Annotated in this window: 20 protein-coding genes; 17 read left to right on the forward strand and 3 right to left on the reverse strand. The window is 63.9% G+C overall.

The features are described 5' to 3' along the window. Positions 1-21: 21 nt before the first annotated feature. The 7 genes from CAF70_RS21400 to CAF70_RS21430 all read left to right on the forward strand — a co-directional run bounded on the left by CAF70_RS21400 (position 22) and on the right by CAF70_RS21430 (position 5,566). Positions 22-1,155, forward strand: a complete 1,134-nt coding sequence (locus CAF70_RS21400) for a chemotaxis response regulator protein-glutamate methylesterase (protein ID WP_085623143.1) — start codon at positions 22-24, stop codon at positions 1,153-1,155. Then, positions 1,155-1,895 (forward strand): flagellar motor protein, encoded by a 741-nt coding sequence (locus CAF70_RS21405; RefSeq protein ID WP_085623144.1) that lies wholly within the window; start codon positions 1,155-1,157, stop codon positions 1,893-1,895. Before CAF70_RS21400 ends, CAF70_RS21405 begins: the two co-directional genes overlap by 1 nt. Positions 1,896-1,898: 3 nt before the next feature. Beyond that, complete coding sequence (motD, locus tag CAF70_RS21410) at positions 1,899-2,756, forward strand: flagellar motor protein MotD (RefSeq protein ID WP_085623145.1); 858 nt, start codon at positions 1,899-1,901, stop codon at positions 2,754-2,756. 210 nt (positions 2,757-2,966) lie between these two features. Next, entirely contained in the window at positions 2,967-3,755 is a 789-nt protein-coding gene (locus CAF70_RS21415) for a ParA family protein (RefSeq protein WP_085623146.1), read from the forward strand. Further along, positions 3,755-4,648 (forward strand): CheW domain-containing protein, encoded by an 894-nt coding sequence (locus CAF70_RS21420; protein ID WP_085623147.1) that lies wholly within the window; start codon positions 3,755-3,757, stop codon positions 4,646-4,648. Before CAF70_RS21415 ends, CAF70_RS21420 begins: the two co-directional genes overlap by 1 nt. A gap of 41 nt (positions 4,649-4,689) precedes the next feature. Then, positions 4,690-5,169 (forward strand): chemotaxis protein CheW, encoded by a 480-nt coding sequence (locus tag CAF70_RS21425; RefSeq protein WP_003254393.1) that lies wholly within the window; start codon positions 4,690-4,692, stop codon positions 5,167-5,169. A gap of 1 nt (position 5,170) precedes the next feature. Next, on the forward strand, positions 5,171-5,566 hold the full coding sequence (locus tag CAF70_RS21430) for a DUF2802 domain-containing protein (protein ID WP_085623148.1): 396 nt from the start codon (positions 5,171-5,173) through the stop codon (positions 5,564-5,566). A gap of 32 nt (positions 5,567-5,598) precedes the next feature. On the opposite strand, the gene CAF70_RS21435 is transcribed toward CAF70_RS21430, so the two are convergent. The 3 genes from CAF70_RS21435 to CAF70_RS21445 all read right to left on the reverse strand — a co-directional run bounded on the left by CAF70_RS21435 (position 5,599) and on the right by CAF70_RS21445 (position 10,367). After that, complete coding sequence (locus CAF70_RS21435; RefSeq protein WP_085623149.1) at positions 5,599-8,313, reverse strand: dermonecrotic toxin domain-containing protein; 2,715 nt, start codon at positions 8,311-8,313, stop codon at positions 5,599-5,601. A 159-nt stretch (positions 8,314-8,472) separates the two neighbouring features. After that, the gene (locus CAF70_RS21440; protein ID WP_085623150.1) at positions 8,473-8,814 is read right to left on the reverse strand and encodes an EscU/YscU/HrcU family type III secretion system export apparatus switch protein; all 342 of its coding nucleotides are present in this window, start codon (positions 8,812-8,814) and stop codon (positions 8,473-8,475) included. Next, positions 8,811-10,367, reverse strand: a complete 1,557-nt coding sequence (locus CAF70_RS21445) for a flagellar hook-length control protein FliK (protein WP_085623151.1) — start codon at positions 10,365-10,367, stop codon at positions 8,811-8,813. The genes CAF70_RS21440 and CAF70_RS21445 overlap by 4 nt, the downstream gene beginning before the upstream one ends. A gap of 267 nt (positions 10,368-10,634) precedes the next feature. On the opposite strand from CAF70_RS21445, the gene ccmA reads away from it, so the two are divergent. The 10 genes from ccmA to CAF70_RS21495 are packed head-to-tail and all read left to right on the forward strand — an operon-like array spanning position 10,635 to position 17,983. Beyond that, positions 10,635-11,267: a cytochrome c biogenesis heme-transporting ATPase CcmA gene (gene ccmA / locus CAF70_RS21450; RefSeq protein ID WP_085623152.1), complete on the forward strand. Its 633-nt coding sequence runs from the start codon at positions 10,635-10,637 to the stop codon at positions 11,265-11,267. Beyond that, complete coding sequence (ccmB, locus tag CAF70_RS21455; RefSeq protein WP_013973563.1) at positions 11,255-11,932, forward strand: heme exporter protein CcmB; 678 nt, start codon at positions 11,255-11,257, stop codon at positions 11,930-11,932. The genes ccmA and ccmB overlap by 13 nt, the downstream gene beginning before the upstream one ends. 46 nt (positions 11,933-11,978) lie before the next feature. After that, a complete protein-coding gene (locus CAF70_RS21460) occupies positions 11,979-12,746 on the forward strand; it encodes a heme ABC transporter permease (protein WP_012273476.1) in 768 nt (255 codons plus the stop codon). After that, complete coding sequence (ccmD, locus tag CAF70_RS21465; RefSeq protein ID WP_013973562.1) at positions 12,743-12,919, forward strand: heme exporter protein CcmD; 177 nt, start codon at positions 12,743-12,745, stop codon at positions 12,917-12,919. Before CAF70_RS21460 ends, ccmD begins: the two co-directional genes overlap by 4 nt. Then, entirely contained in the window at positions 12,916-13,371 is a 456-nt protein-coding gene (gene ccmE, locus CAF70_RS21470) for a cytochrome c maturation protein CcmE (RefSeq protein WP_085623153.1), read from the forward strand. The genes ccmD and ccmE overlap by 4 nt, the downstream gene beginning before the upstream one ends. An 11-nt stretch (positions 13,372-13,382) precedes the next feature. After that, on the forward strand, positions 13,383-15,356 hold the full coding sequence (locus tag CAF70_RS21475; RefSeq protein ID WP_178075731.1) for a heme lyase CcmF/NrfE family subunit: 1,974 nt from the start codon (positions 13,383-13,385) through the stop codon (positions 15,354-15,356). Beyond that, positions 15,353-15,889, forward strand: a complete 537-nt coding sequence (locus tag CAF70_RS21480) for a DsbE family thiol:disulfide interchange protein (RefSeq protein ID WP_023663391.1) — start codon at positions 15,353-15,355, stop codon at positions 15,887-15,889. Before CAF70_RS21475 ends, CAF70_RS21480 begins: the two co-directional genes overlap by 4 nt. After that, on the forward strand, positions 15,886-16,374 hold the full coding sequence (locus CAF70_RS21485) for a cytochrome c-type biogenesis protein (RefSeq protein WP_085623155.1): 489 nt from the start codon (positions 15,886-15,888) through the stop codon (positions 16,372-16,374). Before CAF70_RS21480 ends, CAF70_RS21485 begins: the two co-directional genes overlap by 4 nt. Next, positions 16,367-17,557 carry a c-type cytochrome biogenesis protein CcmI gene (gene ccmI / locus CAF70_RS21490; protein WP_085623156.1) on the forward strand — a complete coding sequence of 397 codons (1,191 nt, stop codon included), beginning with the start codon at positions 16,367-16,369 and terminating at the stop codon, positions 17,555-17,557. The genes CAF70_RS21485 and ccmI overlap by 8 nt, the downstream gene beginning before the upstream one ends. A gap of 12 nt (positions 17,558-17,569) precedes the next feature. Then, on the forward strand, positions 17,570-17,983 hold the full coding sequence (locus CAF70_RS21495) for a hypothetical protein (protein WP_085623157.1): 414 nt from the start codon (positions 17,570-17,572) through the stop codon (positions 17,981-17,983). Positions 17,984-18,640: the final 657 nt, after the last annotated feature.

Raw genomic sequence — 18,640 nt, forward strand, 5'->3', positions numbered from 1 at the left:
GCGCCGCCTAATGGAGTGTTTATGGCAGTCAAGGTCCTGGTGGTGGATGATTCCGGTTTCTTCCGCCGCCGCGTCTCGGAAATCCTCTCGGCGGATCCGACGATCCAGGTAGTGGGTACCGCGACCAACGGCAAGGAAGCAATCGACCAGGCGCTGGCGCTCAAGCCCGATGTCATCACCATGGACTACGAAATGCCCATGATGGACGGCATCACTGCGGTGCGGCACATCATGCAGCGCTGCCCGACGCCGGTGTTGATGTTTTCGTCGCTGACCCACGAAGGCGCCCGTGTCACCCTCGATGCGCTGGATGCCGGTGCGGTGGATTACCTGCCGAAGAACTTCGAGGACATTTCGCGCAACCCCGAGAAGGTCAAGCAGTTGCTGTGCGAGAAGGTGCATACCATTTCCCGCAGCAATCGCCGTTTTGGCAGCTATGCCAGCCATGCGCCGGTCGCCGCACCTGTGCCGGCAAGCAGCAGCCACACCCCTGCCAGCAGTCTTGCCAGCCCGGCAGCGGCGCGCACGCCTGCGCCTGCCCGTGCGGCGGCACCGGCAGCGGCGCCAGCGCACTCGCCGGCACCCAAGCGCAAGCCTTACAAACTGGTGGCCATCGGTACCTCCACGGGCGGCCCGGTCGCCCTGCAGCGGGTGCTGACCCAGCTGCCGGCCAACTTCCCGGCACCGATCGTGCTGATCCAGCACATGCCGGCGGCCTTCACCAAGGCCTTTGCCGAACGCCTGGACAAGCTGTGCCGCATCAGCGTCAAGGAAGCCGAGGACGGCGACATGCTGCGCCCGGGCCTGGCCCTGCTGGCGCCCGGTGGCAAGCAGATGATGATCGACGGCCGTGGCGCGGTGAAGATCCTGCCCGGTGACGAGCGCCTGAACTACAAACCGTGCGTGGACATCACCTTCGCCTCTGCGGCCAAGTCGTATGGCGACAAGGTGCTGTCGGTGGTGCTTACCGGCATGGGCGCCGATGGCCGCGAAGGTGCGCGCCTGCTCAAGCAGGGCGGCAGCACGGTGTGGGCCCAGGATGAAGCCAGCTGCGTGATCTATGGCATGCCCATGGCCATCGTCAAGGCCAACCTGGCCGACGCGGTGTACAGCCTGGACGAAATCGGCAAGCACCTGGTGGAGGCGTGCGTCTGATGGACGTGCTCAGCCTGATCGGCCTGATCCTCGCCTTTGTCGCCATTGTCGGTGGCAATTTCCTCGAAGGCGGCCATGTCGGTGCGCTGATCAATGGTCCGGCGGCGCTGATCGTGCTGGGCGGCACCCTGGCGGCGGCCTTGCTGCAGTCGCCATTGTCGTCGTTCAAGCGTGCCTTGCAGATTCTGCGCTGGATCCTGTTTCCGCCGCGGGTCGACCTGGCGGGCGGGGTTGACCGTGTCGTCAACTGGAGCCTGACGGCGCGCAAGGAAGGCCTGCTGGGCCTGGAAGGGGTAGCCGACAGCGAGCCTGACCCATATGCGCGCAAGGGCCTGCAGCTGCTGGTGGATGGTGCCGAGCCAGAAGCCATCCGCAGCATCCTGGAAGTCGATTTCCTGACCCAGGAAAGCCGCGATATCCAGGCTGCCAAGGTGTTCGAGAGCATGGGGGGCTACGCGCCGACCATCGGTATCATTGGTGCGGTGATGGGCCTGATCCACGTGATGGGCAACCTTGCCGACCCGTCGCAACTGGGCAACGGCATTGCCGTGGCTTTTGTCGCGACCATCTACGGCGTGGCCAGCGCCAACCTGATACTGCTGCCGATCGCCAACAAGCTCAAGGCCATCGTCATGCGCCAGTCGCGCTACCGCGAGATGCTGCTCGAGGGCCTGCTGTCGATTGCCGAGGGTGAGAACCCGCGCTCGATCGAGCTGAAGCTGCAAGGCTTCATGGAGTAGCCCATGCGTCGCCGTCGTCATACCGAGGAACACGAAAACCACGAACGCTGGCTGGTGTCGTACGCCGACTTCATCACGTTGCTGTTCGCCTTTTTCGTGGTGATGTACTCGATTTCCTCGATCAACGAGGGCAAGTACAAGGTCATTTCCCAGGCCTTGCTCGGCGTGTTCAACGACCCCGAGCGCAGCATGAAGCCGATCCCCATCGGCGAAGAGCGGCCGCTGAGCGTGCGCCCGGCCGAGCCGTTGGTGAAGGACAGCGAGCAGACCGAGGCGGGCCTGGGGGCGACCAGTGTCGACCCGCTGAAAACCATCAGCGATGACGTGCGCGATGCCTTTGGCGACCTGATCAACAGCGACCAGATGACCGTGCGCGGCAATGAGCTGTGGATCGAGATCGAGCTCAATTCCTCGTTGCTGTTCGGCAGTGGCGATGCCATGCCTAGCGACAAGGCATTTGCCATCATCGAGAAGGTGGCCGGCATTCTCAAGCCGTTCGCCAACCCGGTGCATGTCGAAGGCTTTACCGACAACCTGCCGATCCGCACTGCACAGTACCCGACCAATTGGGAGCTGTCGTCGGCGCGGGCGGCGAGCATCGTGCGCCTGCTGGCCATGGAAGGGGTCAACCCGGCGCGCATGGCCTCGGTCGGCTATGGCGAATACCAGCCGGTGGCGAGCAACGACACTGCCGACGGCCGTGCGCGCAACCGGCGCGTGGTGTTGGTGATTTCGCGCAACCTCGAAGTGCGCCGCAGCCTGACTGGCTCGGGCAGTGCCAATGCCACGCCGGATGCCGCATTGCGCCGGGCTGGCACACAAAGTGCACCGGCTACGCCAGCAACGGTTGCGGGGCAGTGATCCGTCAATTCCCCGACGTTGCCACGGACACGATGTTGAAGATGGCGCTACCCCCTGTGGGAGCGGGCATGCCCGCGAAGCAGAAGACGCGGTGAGTGGCACCGGCTGCGCCGGTGTTCGCGGGCGCGCCCGCTCCCACAGGGATCGTGCAGGCTTTTGAATAGTTGTTTCTACAGTGTCCCTGCCAAATCAATAGATAGAGTTTGCTTGATGAGAGTCTGGGCAGTAGCCAATCAAAAAGGTGGCGTCGGCAAGACCACCACTACCATCGCCCTGGCCGGCCTGCTGGCCGAGGCCGGCAAGCGCGTGGTCGTCGTCGACCTCGACCCGCACGGCTCGATGACCAGCTATTTCGGGCACAACCCCGATGCCCTGGAACACAGCTGCTACGACCTGTTCCTGCACAAGGGGGCGGTGCCCGAGGGCCTGCCCGGGCAATTGCTGCTGCCCACCAGTGACGATCGCATCTCGCTGTTGCCGTCGAGCACCGCGCTGGCGGTGCTGGAGCGCCAGTCACCAGGGCAGAACGGCCTGGGCCTGGTGATCGCCAAGAGTCTGGCGCAGCTGTGGCAGGATTTCGACTATGCCTTGATCGACAGCCCACCCTTGCTCGGTGTGCTGATGGTCAATGCGCTGGCAGCCAGCCAGCAGCTGGTGATTCCGGTACAAACCGAATTTCTTGCGGTCAAGGGCCTGGAGCGCATGGTCGGTACCCTGGCCATGGTCAACCGCTCGCGCAAGCAGGCGCTGCCGTACCAGATCGTGCCGACTCTGTTCGACCGCCGTACCCAGGCCTCGCTGGGCACGCTCAAGCTGCTGCGTGACACCTACGGCCAGCATGTGTGGCAGGGCTACATCCCGGTGGATACGCGCCTGCGCGATGCCAGCCGCAAGGGCGTTACGCCCTCGCAATTCGACAGCAAGAGCCGCGGGCTGATTGCCTATCGGGCGCTGCTCAAGCACCTGCTGACCTACAAGACTGCGGCGCAGGTGGCCTGATGACCCAGACCCGGAAAACCGGCACCCGGCCACAGATGGCCCTGCAGTCGTACCTCGACGGCCTGCTGCAGGAGGCCACCGAAACCGAAGACCTGTTCGAGGCGCCGGAAGCGGCGGACAGGTTCGCTGAAGCCGTGCGCGAAGAGCAGGCGCGTGATGCCGTGCAGCAGGCCAGGCCGGCGCCAGCCGAAGCAACCGCCAGCCCTTCACCGAGGCCGTTCGCCGAGCCCAGGCTGGCGGTGCTGCCCAGCGTGATGCCGGTGGAAGCACCGGTGGTGACGGTGGTGGAACGCGAGGTGGTGGCCCAGGCCAGCATCCCGGTGCTGGCCGAAGAACAGATCGTGGAGCCGGCAGTGCCGCTGGTGGATGTGCACCTGCCGGCCCCTGACCTGCCAGTGCCCCCGGCCACCGTCGATGGCCGCCCGGCGTGGGCCGCCGAACCGTTCGAATGCCTGCTGTTCGACGTGGCCGGCCTGACTCTGGCGGTACCGCTGGTGTGCCTGGGTTCGATCTATACCCTGGCAGGTCAGGAACTGACGCCGCTGTTCGGCCAGCCCGACTGGTTCCTGGGCATCCTGACCTGCCAGGCCGGCAACCTGAAGGTGCTGGACACTGCGCGTTGGGTAATGCCCGACCGCTACCGCGATGATTTTCGCCAGGGCCTGCAGTACGTGATTTCCGTGCAGGGCTACGAATGGGGGTTGGCCGTGCACCAGGTCAGCCGCTCGCTGCGCCTGGACCCGTCCGAAATCAAGTGGCGCAGCCAGCGTGGCCAGCGCCCGTGGCTGGCCGGCACGGTGATTGAACACATGTGTGCACTGCTCGACGTCGCCGCACTGGCCGAGCTGATCGCCAGTGGCGCGGTCAAGCAGATGCATGCCAAACAGAAATGACACCGAACACACCGCCGATGGCGGATTTTGAGGGTAGGGGAATGAAAAAGTCGTCTGCACAAGGTTCCGAAGATCCGATCCTGCAGTGGGTTACCTTCCGTCTGGACAATGAGTCCTACGGCATCAATGTGATGCAGGTGCAGGAAGTGTTGCGCTACACCGAGATCGCCCCGGTGCCGGGTGCGCCAAGCTATGTGCTGGGCATCATCAACCTGCGCGGCAACGTGGTGACCGTGATCGACACCCGCCAGCGCTTTGGCCTGATGCCGACGGAAGTCACCGACAACACCCGTATCGTCATCATCGAAGCCGACAAGCAAGTGGTCGGTATCCTGGTCGACAGCGTGGCCGAGGTGGTGTACCTGCGTCAGTCCGAAATCGAGACCGCGCCGAACGTGGGTAACGAAGAGTCGGCCAAGTTCATCCAGGGCGTGTGCAACAAGAATGGCGAGCTGCTGATCCTGGTCGAGCTGGACAAGATGATGACCGAGGAAGAATGGTCCGAGCTGGAGAACATCTGAGTTGATCCTAGAGGTAGCTGTCATCTTCCTGGCGCTGGTCTGGGCGCTGAGCCTGTGGTTTTTCCTCAACTACAGCAAGCGCCAGCGCGAGCTGGCTGCGCAGCAGGCGGAGGGTGATGCGCTGCGTGACCAGCGCATCAAGGACCTCGCCAAGCGCCTGGACGACTACCAGAACGGTACCGTGCGCATGGGCGAGGCGCTGCATGAACTGAGCGTGGCGGTTGCCCCACTGCCCGACAAGATCCAGCAACTGGAGCAGCGCGACCCGCATAACGTCACCTTCACCCAGGCGGCCAAGCTGGTGGGCATGGGCGCCAGCGTGGCCGAACTGACCGAAAGCTGCGGCCTGACCCAGGCCGAGGCCGAGCTGATGAGCAAGCTGCACCGCAGTGGCTGATGAAACGGGCGACACAAGTCGCCCGGTTTGTTTCAGGGCCTGCCCCACGAGTGGTAGTTGCCGATCCCTATGAAGCTACTGAGCGCTTGGTCAGTCTTCGCGGCATCATCGCTAAACGTAAACACATCGGGCAGCAGGAACCTGAGCCGGTTCTGAGGAAGGAGGCAAAGTTTGGCGAGTTGTCGCTGAATGCGCAGCCTGGCCAACTCAACGTTGTTCACATCGTCAATAACTTCATTGAGCACGGCAGGCCCGGTCATGCTGCTCAATGCCTTGACGTAGGCTTCATGACCGGGTTGACCCTTCAACGGTCTGCTTTCATAAAACGTTTCGTTGTTAAGGTAGTGTTCGCGTATGCGATCAGAGATTATCTGTAACGTATCGTTGTTTGCGTGGCTGCCGATCATGTTGGTGTTGTAATCGGCATGCATTCCCATCATGTCGTTGCTGACCGGGGAGCCCAGCACCAGGCCTTCGGGGGTCGTGCTCAAGTGGCTTGAACTGATCAGCGCCTTGTCATCCAGCTCGGCAGCGAGCAACTCGTCGTCGATGTCCATATATATTCCACCCTCTGCGTCCAGCAACGGGTAGCGCAGGACATCACAAGCCGAAGAGTAGTGTTTGCGTTCAATGGCTTTTGCATATTGCTCGTAATATTCTGTTTCCTTGAAGTCATGAAACAGCGGCTCGTCTTCCAGCGTTTTCATTTCCAGCTTATCGCTGAATTCGGCCAGCCTTGTCTTGTTGATTTCATAAACTTCCGAGCTGCCATTCGACAGGTACAGGCGATATCGATATTGTGTCCCCCGCAACCTTTCGACATTGGTTTCGATCTTTTTCAGTAGTTCATCGGGGAGGGTTTGGTCACCGACCCATATGCTTAGAATCTGCTTGGGTAGCGGCCTCAGATCGGCGCTGTTGACAGGTGGAATCTCGATGGGCAGCTTCAAGTCGACGCCCAATGCATGCAGTGTCTTCATGCGCATCTCATCGGTAACCGTCCGGTTGGCGACTTCGATCACAGCCAGGCCGTCATGTCCGTCACTGACGTGGTAGTAGGTGGGTTGCCTGCTTTGTCGTTCTGCGTCGAGGACGAACGCATCGTGTTCACTGTCGTAAACCACTGTGACCCTGCGCTCGTCCAGCACCGCTTCCATACGCATGCCGCCAGTTTGCGGATCAATGACTCTGGTGATCTGCCTGGCTACCGGGCTCTCATTCAGTGGGGGGGGCGGCAAGGAGAATGGGGGTGGGGAGAAGTACTGTGCCGCAGCCCCCTCTTCTTGCAAATGGGGCGGGCTGTTGGGACTCAAGGGATACCCCAACTGATCGTTCACTCGCGTCGGCAGGGTGAACCGTGAGCACTTGCCCGGGAACAGGATCTTTGTGCGGGTCGCTGGTAGCAAGGCCAGGGGCGCAGCATTGAGCAGGCCGAACGTGATGTTGCCTACGCCATCGTCCTTTTCATCAAGCGTCTTGCCGTTGATTGCCTGATCGAGCCCCAGGCCAAACTGCGCTATGCCGCCAACGGCCAGCAGCGGTATGAGTTCGGGCACCACGATGGCCAGAGGCGCCAGCAGATTGATCGAGGTCACCAGATAGCCACGCCAGCGTGCCTTGGTCACTTGCGCATCGCTGGTGATGATGAAATCGGCGTCGGCGTAGCTGCGTTTGCGTTGTCGCAATGTGAGGGCTGCGAACAGTTCACCTTCGAGCAATGGGCTGTACTTGTGCGGCCGATAGTTGACGTACTCGGCGGGGGGCCAGGGGCCGTCGACGGTGAAGCCTGAGCGGTTGGGCGATCGGTGGTGAAAGGCCGGATAAATGCCGAGGCCGTCCAGGGCGGTATCCAGGCCACTGAAATCCAGTCCATCCGGGGTGTCGGCAAGTTTGAAGTGCTGGCGCAGGCTTTGACGTTTTTCGGCATCACGGCATTGGTCACCGAACCAGGTCTTCAGACCTGCCATGTCGTCGAATTCATGGAAGGGTGATGAGTTGCCAGGCACGTACAGCAGTACTTTCTGCTGTGCCGGGGTAGCGATGTACATCAAGTCAGTGGCGGTGTAGCCATAAACGTTCAAGGCCCTGATCTCCAAGCCAGGAACGCTTTGCATGATGCCGGCAGCCTGCCAGGCCAGTTGGCGACCTGCATCGCTCAACGAGCCTTCCTGGACCTGCTTGTTGCAAGCAGCGATGAAGCTGATTTGCAGGGACTGTCGATGAGTATCGTTGGCCTTGTTCCAGTAGCTATCCAGCATGGTGGTGAAGCGCTTGTAGAAGTCCAGGTTCCAGATGAACTGCTGCATGGCCTCGACGTCGACCGGCAGGTGCGTGGTGCTGTCGTAGCGTGCCGGGGTGGTCCTGCGGAACAGGCCGTTGAACACCGAGAAGTGGGCGCCGTTGTCAAACACGCCGGGTTCCGGCAGGCGTTCGACGATAGTCAACGGGTCGCTTGGCAAAGTGCCTGCCCAGTGGCCCGGGAACAATTGGCCGATCACATTCCTGTTGGTCTCACCTTGCCAGTTCGAGAGCACCGCCTGGGTGAGAGAAATGCGCTGGGTAATGACTGCCTGATTGCCACGGTAGTGCAGGGTGACTACGTCGGTCCGGTCGGGGTCGAGATCATGGCCCTGTTGCATGGCCCATTCACGGATAGCGCTGCAAGCGTGCCGGTCCGGGCGGGGAATATGCTGCAGATGGTTGCGGACGAACTGCTCGCCCGCGGGGTTCACCAAGGTGCCTGTCATGGGTATCAGCCTGTGCGGATAAATGAGGCACTACCGTAGCCAGGCAGAGGGTTCAGGCTGTTCTACATGGTTACCACCTTGCGCGGCTGTTCGTCTTGCACGGTCCCTGTAGAGAAGTTCGCCGGCTGAACGGCTGATGCCGACCGGGGTGGTAGATAGCTACCGGTGGCCCCCAGGTGGCAGCAGCGCGGTTACCGGGGTGATGTCGCGCGGTGCCTCGGGTTCGTCGCTGAAACCGGCGGGCACCTTGCCACGCAGTTGCCAGGCGAAGGCAATGATCTCGGCAATGGTCAGGTACAGCGCTTCAGGGATCTGCTCGCCCAGCTCCAGGCGTGCCAGCAGGCGCACCAACTCGGCGTTTTCGTAGATTGGCACCTCGTGCTCGCGGGCCAGGGCCAGGATGGCCTCGGCCAGCGCATCGTCACCCTTGGCGCTGAGGGTGGGGGCTTGCTGGCCGTCGTAGCTCAGGGCAATGGCCTGGCGGGTGGTTTTTTGTGTCATGCGTTTTCATCTACCCAGCGTTGTTCCACCCGCGTACGCGGGCCATGGGGTGGCGTGCCGGGGTGGCATTCCAGGTCGCCTACCTCCAGGCCCCGTGCCAGCAGGCGTTCGCGCAGGGTGCCCAGTTGGGTGTCGATCAGCCGGGCGGTTTGCTCGCGCTCTGCCCACAGCTGGCCGCTCAAGCGGCCCTGGCTCAGCTGCGCCTGTACCTGCATGGGGCCGAGCGGCGACAGGTCGAAGGCCAGCTCGATGCGCCACAGTGCTTGCAGCGGGTCTGGCGCTTCGTGCTGGCGGTCTGCCTGCTGTTGCGGGATTTCCTCGCGCTGCAGCTTGACCTGCAACGGGATGAACTCCTGACCGTGACGAATCGGCACTTCGGTTTGCCAGGTGGTCTGCAGGTTGCCGTTTTCCAGGGTACCGGTTTGTTGCAGGCTGCTCATGGCATGGCTTTGCAGGCGCGATACGGCAGCGGCGGCCAGGCGCAGCAGTTGTTGCAGGTCGCCTTCGTCCTCCATGGCCTTGAGCAGGCGCGACGGCAGCGGGAATGCGCCCGGTTGCGGTTTCGGGCTGACCCGTTCGAGCATGCCCAACGCGCTGCGGGCCAGGGTCGGCATGGTAACGGCCAGGCTGGCGGGAGCCAGGTTGGGTGCACCGGGTACGCTGGCCGGGGCGATGGTGATCAGCCGCAGCAAATGCGCCTTGAGGTCGGTGGCGACGCTGGCCGGGAAACCGCCCAGCAGTTTGGCTTCGAGAAAGGCGCCGCTGTTGTTCAGGGCTTGGGCTACTGCCTTGGCATCACCCAGTTGCCGGGCTTCCGGCAGGCTGGCCAACAGGCGTTCGGCGCTGGCTCGCAGCTCGCCATCGGCGCCCGGGTCGCGGGCCACCTGTTGCAGCGCATTGAGCAGGCCGGGCAGCGAAGCCTGGCGGTTTTGCTGGGTCAGCAGCTGCTGGGCAATGCTGAGCTGGTCCTGGCGGCCGCTGAGCGGTACGAAACGCAGTGACTGGTCGCCCTGCACCAGCGCGCTGAGCAGGCTGCCGACGGCCAGAGGGCGCGGGCTGTCCACACTCAGGGTGGCGCCGGCCTGGGCGCTGTTGAGCAGGCTGACCAATGCCCGGTAGACGGCGGGCTGGCCGGGTGCCTGGGCCAGCGCCTGGTTGGTCAGGACCTTGCCCTGCAGCAGGGTGCCGACCGGCACCTTGCCGGTGTCCAGGCGGGTGAGGGTGGCGATCTGGCTGGCGCTGGCCTGCTGCAGCATGATCGCCAGGCGGTTGCTTTCGGGCTGGCTGACCGTGACCTGGCTACCTTGGGGCAGGGGCTGGCTGGCGCTGGCTTGCAGCTGGGTCTGGGTGCCGTTGGCCTGCATCAACCGCAGCACCAGCTGGAAGTCCTGGCCCACCTGGCGCAACGACATGACCTCTGCCTGCGCGGTCTCGCCGGGCGCCATCAAACCGGGCTGCGGTTGCGTCAGGCGCAGCAGTTCACCGGTCATGCCTGCCTTGATGGCCTGGGGGCTGATCGCGGTTTGTGCGCCGAGACTATTGATTTCAGTCATGATTGTATACAACCTGTCGAACCCGGCCTCTTGGCAGCGCGGCGGCGCGTGTAATAATGCCGACCGTCCGTCGTTGTCAGTATAACGGCAGCGAGTGGGGCGACTTGAGACACAAGGGTTTTGGAGCGGTGTCGCCTGCTTCGCGGGCACGCCCGCTCCCACAAGGTTTCACGCAAGGTTTGAAAGCTGCGCGAAACCCTGTGGGAGCGGGCGTGCCCGCGAAGCAGGCGACACCGCTATGGAACCCTACAAAGATAAGGCGAAACCGTGACCCTTCACCTCCAAGCCGCGGGCCTGGCCTGCGAGCGCGACTGGCGCCTGCTATTCGAGCACCTCGCTTTCGAGCTGCGACCCGGCGACATGTTGCAGATCAGCGGCCCCAACGGCAGCGGCAAGACCAGCCTGCTGCGCCTGCTGGCCGGCCTGATGCAGCCGACCGCCGGGCAGATCCTGCTGGGCGGCAAGCCACTGGCCGAGCAGCGCCACGCCCTGGCCAGCATCCTGGTGTGGATTGGCCACGCCGCCGGCATCAAGGACCTGCTCACCGCCGAGGAGAACCTCACCTGGTTGTGCGCCCTGCACCAGCCGGCCAGCCGCGAGGCGATCTGGACGGCACTGGCGGCCGTGGGCCTGCGTGGCTTCGAAGATGTACCCTGCCACACCCTGTCCGCCGGCCAGCAGCGCCGCGTGGCCCTGGCCCGGCTGTACCTGGCCAGCCCGCCGCTGTGGATTCTCGACGAACCGTTCACCGCCCTCGACAAGCAGGGCGTGGCGCAGCTTGAAGCGCACCTGGCTGCCCACTGCGAGCAGGGCGGCACGGTGGTGCTCACCACTCACCACACGCTGGAACGCAAGCCCTCCGGTTACCGTGAACTGAACCTGGGGCAATGGGCGGCATGAGCGTATTCATCCTGTTGTTGCGCCGCGAAGCACGCTTGCTGTTCCGCCGACCGGCCGAGCTGGCCAACCCGTTGGTGTTCTTCGCCATCGTGGTGGCGTTGTTCCCGTTGGCAGTCGGCCCGGAAAGCCAATTGTTGCAAACCTTGTCGCCCGGCCTGGTCTGGGTGGCGGCACTGCTGGCGGTGCTGTTGTCGCTGGACGGCCTGTTCCGCAGCGATTTCGAGGACGGCTCGCTGGAGCAGTGGGTGCTGTCGCCGCATCCGTTGGCGTTGCTGGTGCTGGCCAAGGTGCTGGCGCACTGGATCTTTTCCGGGCTGGCGCTGGTATTGTTGGCGCCGCTGCTGGCGCTGATGCTGGGGCTGCCGAGCCATTGCCTGCCGGTGCTGCTCGGCTCGCTGTTGCTGGGCACGCCGGTACTGAGCCTGCTGGGCGCGGTGGGCGCGGCGCTGACAGTCGGTCTGAAGCGCGGCGGTTTGCTGCTGGCATTGCTGATTCTGCCGTTGTATATCCCTGTATTGATCCTGGGCAGTGGTGCGTTGCAAGCGGCGTTGCAGAATATGCCAGCAACCGGCCACCTGCTCTGGCTCGCCAGCCTGACGGCCCTGGCCGTGACCCTGGCACCCTTTGCGATAGCGGCCGGCCTGAAGATCAGCGTTGGCGAATAACGAGTCCCGGGCTTTCAAGCCCGGCCAATACCCTGGATGTACCCTGATGAAAATAAGCTGGACGTGGTTCCACAAGCTGGGCTCCCCCAAATGGTTCTATGCCATCAGTGGCCGCATGCTGCCGTGGCTTGCCGGTGCAGCCGTGCTTCTGCTGCTGGTCGGCATCACCTGGGGCCTGGCCTTCGCCCCGCAGGACTACCAGCAAGGCAACAGCTTCCGCATCATCTACATCCATGTGCCGGCGGCCATGCTGGCGCAGTCCTGTTACGTGCTGCTGGCCGTGGCCGGGGTGGTGGGGCTGGTGTGGAAGATGAAACTGGCCGACGTCGCCTTGCAATGCGCCGCACCGATTGGCGCCTGGATGACCGCCGTGGCGCTGGTCACCGGCGCCATCTGGGGCAAGCCGACCTGGGGTAGCTGGTGGGTATGGGATGCCCGCCTTACGTCCATGCTCATCCTGCTGTTCCTGTACTTCGGCATCATTGCGCTGGGCCAGGCAATCAGTAATCGTGACAGTGCGGCCAAGGCCTGCGCGGTACTGGCGATTGTCGGCGTGGTGAACATCCCGATCATCAAGTACTCGGTGGAGTGGTGGAACACCCTGCACCAGGGTGCCACCTTCACCCTCACCGAAAAACCGGCGATGCCCGCAGAAATGTGGCTACCGCTGCTGTGCACGGCGCTGGGCTTCTACTGCTTCTTTGGCGCGGTGCTGTTGCTGCGCATGCGCCTGGAAGTGCTCAAGCGCGAGGCGCGCGCCAGTTGGGTCAAGGATGAGGTATTGAACAGCCTGGGGCGGAGGGCCGCACAATGAGTTTTGCCACCTTCGGTGACTTTCTCGCCATGGGCCACCATGGCCTGTACGTGTGGACGGCCTATGGCATCTGCCTGGCCGTGCTGGCGCTGAATGTCGCCGCCCCCGTGCTGGCCCGCCGTCGCTACCTGCAAGATGAGGCGCGCCGTTTGCGCCGGGAGAACAACCAGTGAATCCGCAGCGCAAGAAACGCCTGTTGCTCATCGCCGGCCTGCTGGTCGGCGTCGGGGTTGCCGTCGGCTTTGCCTTGAGCGCATTGCAGCAGAACATCAACCTGTTCTACACCCCGACCCAGATCGCCAACGGCGAAGCGCCGCTGGACACCCGCATCCGCGCCGGCGGCATGGTCGAGAAAGGCTCGGTGCAGCGTTCGTCCGATTCGCTGGACGTGCGCTTCGTGGTCACCGACTTCAACAAGTCGGTGCCGATCACCTACCGTGGCATCCTGCCCGACCTGTTCCGCGAAGGGCAGGGCATCGTCGCCCTCGGCAAGCTCAACGCCGACGGCGTGGTGGTGGCCGATGAAGTACTGGCCAAGCACGACGAGAAGTACATGCCGCCCGAGGTCACCAAGGCCCTGAAGGAAAGCGGCCAGGCCGCCACCAGCGGGGAGGCCAGGCCATGAACGCGGCGCTGGTGATTCCCGAGCTCGGCCAGTTGGCAATGATCCTGGCCATCTGCTTTGCCGTCGTACAGGCCAGCGTGCCGCTGCTCGGCGCCTGGCGTGGCGACAGCCTGTGGATGAGCCTGGCACGGCCGGCGGCGTGGGGGCAGTTCGCCTTCCTGGCCTTTGCCTTCGCCTGCCTGACCCATGCCTTCATGACCGACAACTTCTCGGTTGCCTATGTGGCCAGCAACTCCAACAGCGCCTTGCCCTGGTACTACAAGTTCAGTGCGGTGTGGGGCGCCCACGAAGGTTCGTTGCTGCTGTGGGCGCTGATCCTCGGCGGCTGGACCTTCGCCGTGTCGGTGTTCTCGCGGCAGCTGCCGCAGGTGATGCTGGCCCGGGTGCTGGCTGTCATGGGCATGATCAGCGTGGGCTTCCTGAGCTTCCTGATCATCACTTCCAACCCGTTCCAGCGCCTGCTGCCGCAGGTGCCGACCGATGGCCGCGACCTCAACCCGCTGCTGCAGGACTTTGGCCTGATCGTCCACCCACCGATGCTGTACATGGGCTACGTCGGTTTCTCGGTCGCCTTCGCCTTCGCCATCGCGGCCTTGCTCGGTGGCCGCCTGGACGCCGCCTGGGCGCGCTGGTCGCGGCCCTGGACCATCGTTGCCTGGGCCTTCCTCGGCGTTGGCATTACCCTGGGCTCATGGTGGGCCTACTATGAGCTGGGCTGGGGCGGCTGGTGGTTCTGGGACCCGGTGGAAAACGCCTCGTTCATGCCTTGGCTGGTGGGCACGGCACTGATCCACTCGCTGGCGGTGACCGAGAAGCGCGGGGTGTTCAAGAGCTGGACCGTGCTGCTGGCGATTGCCGCATTCTCGTTGAGCCTGCTGGGGACCTTCCTGGTGCGCTCCGGTGTGCTGACCTCGGTGCATGCGTTTGCCGCCGACCCGTCTCGCGGCATTTTCATCCTGATCTTCCTGCTGTTCGTGGTCGGTGGTTCGCTCACCCTGTTTGCCCTGCGCGCACCGGTGGTCAAGAGCCAGGTCGGCTTTGCCCTGTGGTCACGCGAGACGCTGTTGCTGGCCAACAACCTGGTGCTGGTGGTGGCGGCCTCGATGATTCTGCTCGGTACCCTGTACCCACTGGTGCTCGATGCGCTCACCGGGGCCAAGCTGTCGGTCGGCCCACCGTATTTCGACGCCTTGTTCCTGCCGCTGATGGCGCTGCTGATGGTGGTGCTGGGCGTGGGCGTGGTGGTGCGCTGGAAAGACACCCCCGGCAAGTGGCTGGCCAGCATGATGACCCCGGTGCTGCTCGGCAGCGCCATCCTTGCGCCGGTGGCCGGCTTTATCGTCGACGACTTCGACTGGCCGACCCTGACCGCTTTCGCGCTGGCCGCCTGGGTAGTGCTTGGCGGGCTGCGTGACATTCTCGACAAGACCCGCCACAAAGGCCTGCTCAAGGGCTTGCCCGGGCTCGGTCGCAGCTACTGGGGCATGCAACTGGCGCACCTGGGCCTGGCGGTGTGCGCGCTGGGCGTGGTGCTGTCGAGCAACAACAGCGCCGAACGCGACCTGCGTATGGCGCCGGGCGAGAGCGTGGAGCTGGGCGGGTACCACTTCCTGTTCCAGGGTGCCAGGCACTTCGAAGGGCCGAACTTCATTTCCGACAAGGGCACCGTGGTGGTCAGCCGCGATGGCCGTGAAGTGACCACCTTGCACCCGGAGAAGCGCCTGTACACCGTGCAGCAGTCGATGATGACCGAAGCCGGCATCGACGCCGGCTTTACCCGCGACTTGTACGTTGCCCTCGGCGAGCCACTGGAGAACGGCGCCTGGGCAGTGCGCGTGCATATCAAGCCTTACGTCCGCTGGATCTGGCTGGGCGGTCTGCTGACCGGCCTGGGCGGGTTGCTGGCGGCCCTCGACCGGCGCTACCGCGTCAAGGTCAAGACCCGGGTGCGTGATGCCCTGGGCGTGTCTGGAGCAGCTGCATGAAGCGTTGGATCATGGTAGTCCCCCTGGCGGTGTTCCTGCTGGTGGCGGTGTTCCTCTACAAAGGGCTGTTCCTCAAGCCAGACGAGCTGCCCTCGGCGATGATCGGCAAGCCTTTCCCGGCGTTTTCCCTGGCCTCGACCCAGGGCGACCGTACCCTGACCGAGGCCGACTTGCGCGGCCGCCCGGCACTGGTCAACGTGTGGGCCACCTGGTGCCCATCGTGCAAGGTCGAGCACCCGTACCTGAACCAGCTGGCCCAGCAGGGCGTGGTGATTCACGGCGTCAACTACAAGGACGACAATGCGGCGGCCCTGAAGTGGCTGGCCGAGTTTCACAACCCGTACCAGCTGGACATTCGTGACGAGCAGGGCAGCCTGGGCCTGGACCTGGGTGTATATGGCGCGCCGGAAACCTTCCTGATCGATGCCAAGGGCATCATCCGCTACAAGCACGTGGGCGTGGTCGATGCCACGGTCTGGCGTGAGCAGCTGGCGCCGCTTTACCAAGGCCTGGTCGACGAGGCCAAGCCATGAAGCGGGGGCTGGCAGCTGCCTTGCTGGGGCTCTTCATGGGGTTGAGCCTGGCAGGCGTGGCCAAGGCGGCCATCGACACCTACCAGTTCCGCGACGATGCCGAGCGTGAGCGCTACCAGCAGCTGACCAAGGAGCTGCGCTGCCCCAAGTGCCAGAACCAGGACATCGCCGACTCCAACGCGCCGATTGCCGCCGACCTGCGTCGGGAAATCTTCCGCATGCTCGGCGAGGGCAAGAGCAACCAGCAGATCCTCGACTTCATGGTCGACCGCTATGGCGACTTCGTGCGTTACAAGCCGGCGCTCAGCGGGCGCACCTGGCTGCTGTGGTTCGGCCCGGGGATTTTGCTGGCCGGTGGTTTCGTGGTACTGGCGCTGATCGTGCGTCGGCGCCGCGATACAGCCGTGCAGGGCGCCAATGAGTTGTCTGCCGAAGAACGCGAGCGTCTCGCCAAATTGCTGGAAAAAGAACAGACCCATGATTGAATTCTGGCTTAGCGCGGGCCTGTTGCTGCTCGCTGCCCTCAGCTTCCTGCTGATCCCGACCCTGCGTGGCCGTGGCCGCCAGCAGGAAGAAGACCGCACCGCCCTGAACGTGGCCCTGTACCAGGAGCGCGTCGCCGAACTGGCTGCCCAGCAGGCCGCTGGCGTGCTTGACGAGGTGCAGATGGCCAAGGGCCGTGACGAGGCCGCCCGTGAGCTGCTGGCCGATACCGAAGGTGCCGAGCCCACGCGCCAGAGCAGCCTGGGCAAGGCCCTGCCGTTGCTGGCGGCGCTGCTGGTGCCGCTGATGGCGCTGGGGCTGTACCTGCATTTCGGCGCAGCCGACAAGGTGGAACTGACCCAGGAGTTTGCCGAGGCGCCCAAGTCGATGGAAGAAATGACGGCCCGCCTGGAGCGCGTGGTGCAGGCCCAGCCGGAATCGGCCGAGGCCATGTACTTCCTTGGCCGCGCCTATATGGCCGAGCAGCGCCCCGCCGATGCCGCGCGTACCTTCGAGCGCGCCGTGGCCCTGGGCGGTCGCCAGCCCGAATTGCTCGGGCAGTGGGCACAGGCGCTGTACTTCGCCGCCGACAAGCAATGGAGCGCGCAGTTGCAGGCGCTGACTGACGAGGCGCTGAAAGCCGACCCCAACGAAGTGACCAGCCTTGGCCTGCGTGGTATCGCCGCCTTTGAGGGCGAGCGTTATCAGGAAGCCATCGATTACTGGAAGCGCCTGCTGGCGCAGCTGCCGGAGGGTGATGCCTCGCGTGCGGCGCTGCAGGGCGGCATCGACCGTGCTGCCGAGCGCCTGGGTGGCTCACCGGGGCAGGCTACGGCGCCGGTGGCGGCTCGCTTGAAGGTGCGGGTGGCGCTGGCGGCGGCGCTGAAGGACAAGGTCAAACCGGACGACACGGTGTTCATCTTCGCCCGCGCCAGCAATGGCCCGCCCATGCCGTTGGCGGCCAAGCGGGTGACGGTGGCGCAGTTGCCGATCGAGGTGGAGTTGTCCGATGCTGACGCCATGATGCCGCAGATGAAACTGTCGGACTTTGCCGAAGTCCAACTCGTTGCACGTGTATCACGCGCTGGCCAGCCAACTCATGGCGAGTGGATTGGCCAGGGCACACCACTGCCCAGCGCCACCCAGGCCACCCAGCACCTGACCATCGACAGCCCCGACCCGTAAGAGAGCAATGCCATGCACAGCATCGTCCGCCTGACCCTGATCACCCTGGCCCTGGGTTTGTCTGCGTGTACGGTGCGTGAGCCGTACGAGCAGCCCGAACCACCGATCGAGCGCCTGCCGCCGCAGCCGGGGCCGGCGGTAAAGCCAGTGCCGGACAGGCAGCCGGCCCCAAGCAAGCCTGCGGCCACGCCCAAGCCGATGCCGCGCACCTCGGCCAGCTTCGCGCCACCACCTGGTGGAGCCAGCCATTGGGATCCGAAGCTGGGTGTGTATGTGCTGGAGAAGAAGCCCAATACCTTTTACCGGCAGCGGACCTACTACCGCTTCGACAACGGCTGGAGCTGGTCGCTGAGCCCGGATGGGCCTTGGCAGGAGACTGACAGCAGCGGTGTGCCGGGCGGCCTGGGGCGCGCTTTCGCCCAATAATTGCAAACTTGCCGTTGCCGTTGCCGTTGCCGTTGCCGTTGCCGTTGCCGTTGCCGTTGCCGTTGTTTTTGCTTTTGCTTTTGCTTTTAAGCGCGCGGTAGTTCAGGCGCTGCCGATTGCGACTTCAGGAGGCCGAGCGAAGGGACTGCGGAGGGAGGTGACGGGCATGGATGCCCGTCAAGCGCTGAGGCCCCATGGATGGGGCCTGCAGCGCGTACTCCCGGGAGCAGGCCCGTAGCGAGGGGACCCCGGAGCGCAGCGCAGGGGCCGGATGATGGGAGCCGACGGTTTTTGGTTCCTTTTTGCCACGACAAAAAGGGACCCGCCGTAAGGGCGGAAAGGTGAGTCAGCGCCACCTTTGAAAATGAATGTTGACCTTGTTGTTGATGCCCACGCTTGAAGGCGAAGAGCGAAGAGCGAAGAGCGAAGAGCGAAGAGCGAAGAGCGGAAAAGTACTGGTCTTGATATCGCGCATAGTCCATTTACGATGGCGACGCATACTCACCTTTTCGCCCTTACGGCGAGTCACTTTTTGCCAAACGCGGCAAAAAGTAACCATGGGCCTGTCCCATGGCAGCGGACGCCAAGAAGCTGGCTAATGAGCCAACTGCCTCAAGCCTTTTGCATATTCGTTCGGTGAACGATAGCCCAGTGCTG

Source organism: Pseudomonas sp. B19(2017) (genome assembly GCF_002113165.1).
GTDB lineage: Bacteria > Pseudomonadota > Gammaproteobacteria > Pseudomonadales > Pseudomonadaceae > Aquipseudomonas.